Source organism: Methylobacterium frigidaeris (genome assembly GCF_022179185.1).
GTDB classification, from domain to species: domain Bacteria; phylum Pseudomonadota; class Alphaproteobacteria; order Rhizobiales; family Beijerinckiaceae; genus Methylobacterium; species Methylobacterium frigidaeris.
In genome coordinates, this window is the sequence record NZ_BPQJ01000512.1 from 1 (window position 1) to 206 (window position 206).

The window sequence follows — 206 nt, forward strand, 5'->3', positions numbered from 1 at the left end:
ATCGTCTCGCCGGAGCCCGAGCCGAACCGGTCGTCACCGCTGATCTTGATGTACGGCACCGCGTTGATGTCGCCCAGGTAGTCGCCCAGCGGCTGTACGACGCCCTTGGTGCCGTCGGTCAGCTCGTACAGGGCGCACAGGTCGAGGTCGAGGTCGTTGTGCATGGCGACGGGACGGCCCAGCTTGCTCGCCCAGCCCGAGAACTG

The 206-nt window shown here is 67.0% G+C and carries 1 pseudogene; it reads right to left on the reverse strand.

Annotation, left to right across the window (positions count from 1 at the left end):
* Window positions 1-206: pseudogene (locus tag MFF64_RS37775) on the reverse strand (hypothetical protein); the annotation flags it as partial.